Genomic DNA, 6,483 nt, shown 5'->3' on the forward strand with positions numbered 1-6,483 from the left:
TGCCTGGGGGCACCTCCCAGCGGTAGCTGGGGGAGCGTCGTGGCCCCGGCCAAGATCCGCCGGACAGGCCCTAGGGGCCGCAGACCGGAAGGGCGTAACGCCAGTGGAGCCAACCGAGGAGCGGGAGGGCGGTGCCGGGGCGCCGCCGGAGAGCGCCCGTCGCTCCGCCCTCACGCTGTATGTCAACGGCGCGGCGCACCGCCTGACGCTCGACCACCGTACGACGGTGCTGGACGCCCTCCGCGAGCACCTGGACCTCACCGGTGCGAAGAAGGGCTGTGACCACGGCCAGTGCGGTGCGTGCACCGTTCTCGTCGACGGGCGTCGCGAGAACAGCTGCCTGCTGCTGGCCGTCGCGCACGACGGCGCCCGGATCACCACCGTCGAGGGTCTCGCCGAAGGGGAGCGCCTCCATCCCGTCCAGGAGGCGTTCCTCGCGCGGGACGCCTTCCAGTGCGGCTACTGCACGCCGGGCCAGATCTGTTCGGCGGTCGGAATGCTGGCCGAAGCGGCCGAGGGACACCCCTCGTACGTCACACCGCCCGGAGCGGGGCCGTCCCTCACGCCGGACGAGATCCGGGAACGCATGAGCGGCAACCTGTGCCGCTGCGGCGCCTATCCCCGCATCGTGGACGCGGTCGCGGACGTGGCGTCGTGAAGCCGTTCGGCTACCTCCGCGCCGAGAGTCCGGCCCACGCGGTGGCCGCCTTCGCCGCCCACCCCGGCGCGCGGTTCCTCGGCGGCGGCACCAACCTCGTCGACCTGATGAAGCTCGGCGTCGCCACCCCGGACCTGCTCATCGACGTCAGCCGGCTGCCGCTGGACGGGATCGACGAGACCTCCGACGGGGGGCTGGACATCGGCGCGGCGGTACGGAACAGCGACCTCGCCGCCCACCCGCTCGTACGGACGCGCTACCCCGCCCTCTCGCAGGCGCTGCTCGCCGGCGCCTCCGGCCAGCTGCGCAACGCCGCGACCACCGGCGGGAATCTGCTGCAGCGCACCCGCTGTCCGTACTTCCAGGACATCTCCAAGCCGTGCAACAAGCGCGAGCCGGGGACCGGCTGTCCCGCCCGGGAAGGGGCGCACCGCGACCTCGCGGTGCTCGGCCACTCCCCGCACTGTGTGGCGACCCAGCCCTCGGACATGGCGGTCGCGCTGGCCGCCCTGGACGCCACCGTTCAGCTGCACGGGCCGGACGGCGAGCGCACCGTCCCGGTCACCGGCTTCCACCGGCTGCCGGGCGACCGCCCGGACCAGGACACCGTCATCCGCCCGGGCGAACTGATCACGGGTGTACGCCTGCCTCCCGCCCCGGAAGGGGCCCGCTCCGCCTACCGCAAGGCCCGGGACCGGGCCTCCTACGCCTTCGCCCTGGCCTCCGTCGCCGCGGTCCTCGCGGTGGACGGCGGCGTGGTGCGGCACGCCACGCTCGCCTTCGGCGGGCTCGCGCACCGCCCGTGGCGTGCCCGTGCCGCCGAGGAGGTGCTGCTCGGGGCGCCCGCCGTCGAGGAGACCTTCGCCCGGGCCGCCGACGCGGAGCTCCGGGCCGCCGAGCCGTTGCGGGACAACGGCTTCAAGGTCCCGCTCGCCCGCAACCTCGCCGTCAGTCTGCTGACCGGACTGGCCGGCCGCAGCTGAAGAACTCCCCTGGACCTCCCGAGGATCTGGTGACCGTCATGACCCACGAAGCGCCCGCTCCGGACACCGGCGCCGCCCGCCTGGAGGGCCGCGCCAAGGTCACCGGCACCGCCCGGTACGCGGCGGAGCACACCCCGCCCGGCTGCGCGTACGCCTGGCCGGTGGCCGCGACCGTCGCCCGCGGCCGCGTCACGGCGGTGCACACCGGTGAGGCGCTGGCCCTGCCCGGCGTACAGGCCGTACTCACCCATGAGAACGCGCCCCGCCTGAAGGAGCCCGACGACGCGACCCTCGCGGTCCTGCAGAACTCCCGCGTCCCGCACCGGGGCTGGTACGTCGCCCTCGTCGTCGCGGACACCCTGGAGAGCGCGCGCGCCGCGGCCGCGGCGGTGCGGGTCGAGTACGCCACCGAGGAACACGACGTCCTGCTCACGGCCGGCCACCCGGGCCTCTACACACCGCGGGAGGCCAATGGCGGCCACCCGGCCGTACGCGAACGCGGCGACTTCGACAGGGCGTTCGCCTCCGCGCCCGTCCGGGTCGATGCCACGTACACGCTGACCGCTCTGCACAACCACCCGATGGAGCCGCACGCCTCCACCGCCCACTGGCACGAAGGACATCTGACCGTGTGCGACTCCAGCCAGGGCGCCACGACGGTACGGGACGTCCTCGCCGGGCTGTTCGGGCTCGAGAAGGAGCACGTCACGGTCGTCTCGGAACACGTCGGCGGCGGATTCGGCTGCAAGGGCACGCCCCGGCCCCAGGTGGTGCTGGCCGCGATGGCCGCGCGGCACACGGGCCGCCCCGTCAAGCTGTCCCTCCCCCGCCGGGAGCTTCCGGCCGTGGTCGGGCACCGCGCGCCCACACTCCAGCGGATCCGGCTCGGCGCGGACGCCGCCGGAGTGATCAGCGCCCTCGCCCACGAGGTGGTCACCCATACCTCGACGGTCAGGGAGTTCGTGGAGCAGGCCGCCGTACCGGCCCGCACCATGTACCCCTCCCCCCACAGCCGGACCGCTCACCGGGTCACCGCCCTGGACGTGCCGACACCGTCGTGGATGCGGGCGCCGGGCGAGGCCTCCGGGATGTACGCGCTGGAGTCGGCGATGGACGAACTCGCCGTCGCCGCCGGGGTGGACCCGGTGGAGCTGCGGCTGCGCAACGACACGGACACCGAGCCCGACAGCGGACAGCCCTTCAGCAGCCGCCATCTCGCCGAGTGTCTGAGGGAGGGGGCGCGCCGCTTCGGCTGGGCGGGGCGCGACCCGCGGCCGGGGATCCGCCGCGAGGGTGATCTGCTGATCGGCACGGGCGTCGCCGCGGCCACCTACCCGGTACTGGTGTCCCCCTCGGCCGCGTCGGCCCGGGCCGAGCCCGACGGCACGTTCCGGATCCGGATCAACGCCACCGACATCGGGACCGGCGCCCGTACCGTGCTCGCGCAGATCGCCGCCGAGGCGCTGGGCGTACCGCTCGACGCGGTGCGCATCGACATCGGCAGCAGCGACCTGCCCGACGCGTCACTGGCCGGCGGTTCCTCGGGCACCGCCTCATGGGGGTGGGCGGTGCACAAGGCGTGCGAGGCGCTGAGCGGCCGGCTGCGGGAGGGCGGGAGCGAGGTGCCGGCGGCCGGGGTGACCGTCACCGCGGACACCGAGCGGGAGACCCGGGAGGAGTCCCCCTACGCCCGGCACGCGTTCGGAGCGCAGTTCGCCGAGGTTGCCGCCGACACGGTCACCGGCGAGATCCGGGTGCGCAGGCTCCTCGGCGTCTACGCGGCCGGCCGCATCCTCAACCCCCGTACCGCGCGGTCCCAGTTCATCGGCGGGATGACGATGGGGGTGGGGATGGCCCTGACCGAGGGCAGCACCCTTGACCGCGCGTTCGGGGACTTCGTGGAGCGTGACCTCGCGTCATATCACGTGCCTGCCTGCGCGGACATCCCGGCGATCGAGGCGCACTGGATCGACGAGGACGACCAGCACCTCAACCCGATGGGCAGCAAGGGCATCGGCGAGATCGGGATCGTCGGTACGGCAGCGGCCGTCGCCAACGCGGTCCATCACGCCACCGGGGTGCGCTTCCGGGATCTGCCGCTCACCCCGGACACGGTGCTGCGGCACCTGGGGCCGTGAGGACGGGGGTACTGACGGCGACCGCGGGCGCACGGTCCCAGGCGGGGTCCGCCGGGGCGGTCGCAGGATCGGCCGCCGGCGCGAACGCCGGTACCCGCGGGACCGGAGCCACCGGGACGGACGGCACGCGCTGCGCCGTCTTCACCCGCCGGCTGAACCAGATCACCTTGCCCGTCGTGGTGGCGCACGTCCCCCAGCTGTCGCTGAGGGCCGCCACCCTGGCCAGCCCGCCCCTGGAGGGCGAGGAGCTGAGCAGCCGGGGCAGGCGATGGCCCTTGTCGGCGACGGACGCGATCAGATGCCGCCCGGTGAAGCGCAGCTCGATGACGCAGGTCTTGTCGCCGGTGACGTGCTGGGCGACATTGCCGACGAGTTCGGCGACGGCGCCGCACACGGGTCTGATGTGGGGTTCGAGGTTCCAGTACCGCAGATGCGCCGCGAGAATGCGGTGGATCTGGGGAACGCGCTCAGGTGATGCCTGCACTTCCACCATGTAGCGGCAGGCGACCGGATCAGTCATGGCCGTGCTCCTCACCGCGCCAGCTTCAGCCCTTCAGCATTTGAGCCCCGAGTGCGAAGAGTGAGCAGTGGTCGCTTCTGGGTTACCAACAGGGTGGACTCGGACGGGCGTATCCGCAACAGCAGCGGCGGACGCGGCGCCCGTGATCCCCTACGCTGCCTTCGCGTCGGCGGCCCGGAGCACCTGGTCGGCGACTTTCTTGTCCAGGGCGGCCCTGACCAGGGCCGCCGCGAAGGCGGCCGGCCGGGCGTCTTCCGCCAGCCGCGCGAGCGCGTCCGGCGCGGCCGGCAGGCCCAGGCGGCGGGCGCCCTGCAGGGCCTTGTCGTCCAGATAGGGCGCCGCCTCGGGCCACACGTCCTGCGCCTCGCGCAGGAAGATGTCCGCTCCCGTCGGCCCGATCCCGGGCACCTTCTGCAGGAGCTCCCGCAGGGCCGCGACGTCACCGTCCGCCTCGGCCCGCAGCCGCCGCAGGTCTCCGCGCCACTCCCGCGTCACCAGTGCGGCGCCGTCGCCGAGTTGGGTCGCGGTGCGCTCGTCGTAGCGGCGGTAGCCGCCGCGGCCCAGCGCGTCGACCCGCTCCTGCCAGGTCGCGGCCGCCATGCGCCGCGGGTCGCGCATCCCGGCCTCGCGCAGCGCGCGGGCCGCCGCGATCGCCGTACCACTGCGGATGCGGGCGCTCAGCAGGAGGGAGAGGACGAGGAGTTGGTACAGCGGCTGCGGAGTGTCCCGCAGCCGGATGTCCGCCTCCTCGGCGAAGCTGCGGCCGTACGAGTCGAGCAGCGCGTCCACCACGTCACGCTGTCTCATGGCGCCACCTCCAGTGCCGCCCCCTCGTCCCCAGCCCGGGGCCGTACCTCTACCGGGTGACCGCTTCTCCCCCCGCTAAACGCTCCCGGGCGGCTCCTAGTGTCCTGAGTCGGAGATTCGTCGGCAGTAGGCGGCGACTTTGTCGAGGATCTCGTCGGCGGTCTTGGTCCAGATGAAGGGCCGTGGCTGGTCGTTCCAGTCGGCGAGCCAGGTGCGGATGTCGCGTTCGAGTGCCTGGACGGAGCGGTGGACTCCACGGCGGAGCTTCTTCTGTGTCAGCTCGGCGAACCACCGCTCGACCAGGTTCAACCATGAGGACCCGGTGGGTGTGAAGTGCAGGTGGAATCGGGGATGGGCGGCCAGCCACTTCTTGATGACGGGCACTTTGTGGGTGATGTAGTTGTCCAGGATCAGATGGACGTCGAGGTCGGCCGGCACCTCACGGTCGAGCTTGATCAGGAACTTCCTGAACTCCACCGCGCGGTGCCGGCGATGGAGCGAGCCGATGACCTTGCCGGTCGCCGTGTCCAGCGCGGCGAAGAGGGTGGTGGTGCCCGAGCGCACGTAGTCGTGGCTGCGGCGTTCGGGCACCCCGGGCATCATCGGCAGAACCGGCTGGGACCGGTCCAACGCCTGGATCTGCGACTTCTCGTCCACGCACAGGACCAGTGCCCGCTCCGGCGGATCGAGATACAGGCCGACCACGTCGCGGACCTTGTCCACGAACAGTGGATCCCTGGACAGCTTGAACGTCTCGGCCCGGTGCGGCTGCACACCGAATGCCCGCCAGATCCGGGAGATCGCCGACTGCGACATACCGGTTGCCGCGGCCATCGACCGCGTCGACCAGTGCGTGGCGTTCTTCGGCGTCTCCTCCAGCGTCTTCACGATCACCCGCTCGACGTCCGCGTCGGTGATCTTCCGCGGAACACCGGGTCGCGGTTCGTCGCACAGGCCGCCCAGCCGGCGTTCGAGGAAGCGCCGTCGCCACGTGCGGACCGTGTCCGAAGTGATCCGCAGCCGCCGGGCGACCTCCGCGATCGCATGACCCTCCGCGCACTCCAGCACGATCCGCGACCGCAACGCCAATGCCTGCGCACTCGAACGGCGACGCACCCACGACTGCAACATCTCCCGCTCGGTATCAGTCAGCACAACCGGCGGGATCTTCGGTCCAGGACGCCTCACATCAGTCACACCAGACCAACGACGAATCTCCGACTCAGGTCACTAGGTCCTGTCCGGGCGATCAGGCTGGATCAGCGAGCGGCGTCTGGTGCGTGCAGCTGCAAGGCGGCCGGGTTCGGCCCTCACAGAGCTACGGGAGAACTCTACCCACACAGCAAACGTGCGTGCCCAGCTACAGGAGACCCCCAC

General features: G+C 72.4%; 6 protein-coding genes. 3 read left to right on the plus strand and 3 right to left on the minus strand.

All coding sequences use genetic code 11. The features are described from left to right. Positions 1 to 103 precede the first annotated feature (103 nt). From ACWV17_RS33665 to ACWV17_RS33675, 3 genes are read left to right on the plus strand one after another with little or no spacing between them, the layout of a single operon-like run. Positions 104 to 658 (plus strand): 2Fe-2S iron-sulfur cluster-binding protein, encoded by a 555-nt coding sequence (locus ACWV17_RS33665; protein ID WP_455362644.1) that lies wholly within the window; start codon positions 104 to 106, stop codon positions 656 to 658. Further along, positions 655 to 1,641: an FAD binding domain-containing protein gene (locus tag ACWV17_RS33670; RefSeq protein WP_455362645.1), complete on the plus strand. Its 987-nt coding sequence runs from the start codon at positions 655 to 657 to the stop codon at positions 1,639 to 1,641. The genes ACWV17_RS33665 and ACWV17_RS33670 overlap by 4 nt, the downstream gene beginning before the upstream one ends. Positions 1,642 to 1,679: 38 nt before the next feature. Beyond that, the gene (locus ACWV17_RS33675; protein ID WP_455362646.1) at positions 1,680 to 3,779 is read left to right on the plus strand and encodes a xanthine dehydrogenase family protein molybdopterin-binding subunit; all 2,100 of its coding nucleotides are present in this window, start codon (positions 1,680 to 1,682) and stop codon (positions 3,777 to 3,779) included. On the opposite strand, the gene ACWV17_RS33680 is transcribed toward ACWV17_RS33675, so the two are convergent. From ACWV17_RS33680 to ACWV17_RS33690, 3 genes are all read right to left on the minus strand, one after another. After that, positions 3,742 to 4,299, minus strand: coding sequence for an ATP-binding protein (locus ACWV17_RS33680; RefSeq protein ID WP_455351696.1), 558 nt, complete (start codon positions 4,297 to 4,299; stop codon positions 3,742 to 3,744). The genes ACWV17_RS33675 and ACWV17_RS33680 overlap by 38 nt on opposite strands. 150 nt (positions 4,300 to 4,449) lie before the next feature. After that, entirely contained in the window at positions 4,450 to 5,106 is a 657-nt protein-coding gene (locus tag ACWV17_RS33685; protein WP_455362647.1) for an endonuclease, read from the minus strand. A gap of 96 nt (positions 5,107 to 5,202) precedes the next feature. Beyond that, positions 5,203 to 6,237 carry an IS630 family transposase gene (locus ACWV17_RS33690; protein WP_455362648.1) on the minus strand — a complete coding sequence of 345 codons (1,035 nt, stop codon included), beginning with the start codon at positions 6,235 to 6,237 and terminating at the stop codon, positions 5,203 to 5,205. Positions 6,238 to 6,483 lie beyond the last annotated feature (246 nt).

Source organism: Streptomyces mabaensis (assembly GCF_053763515.1).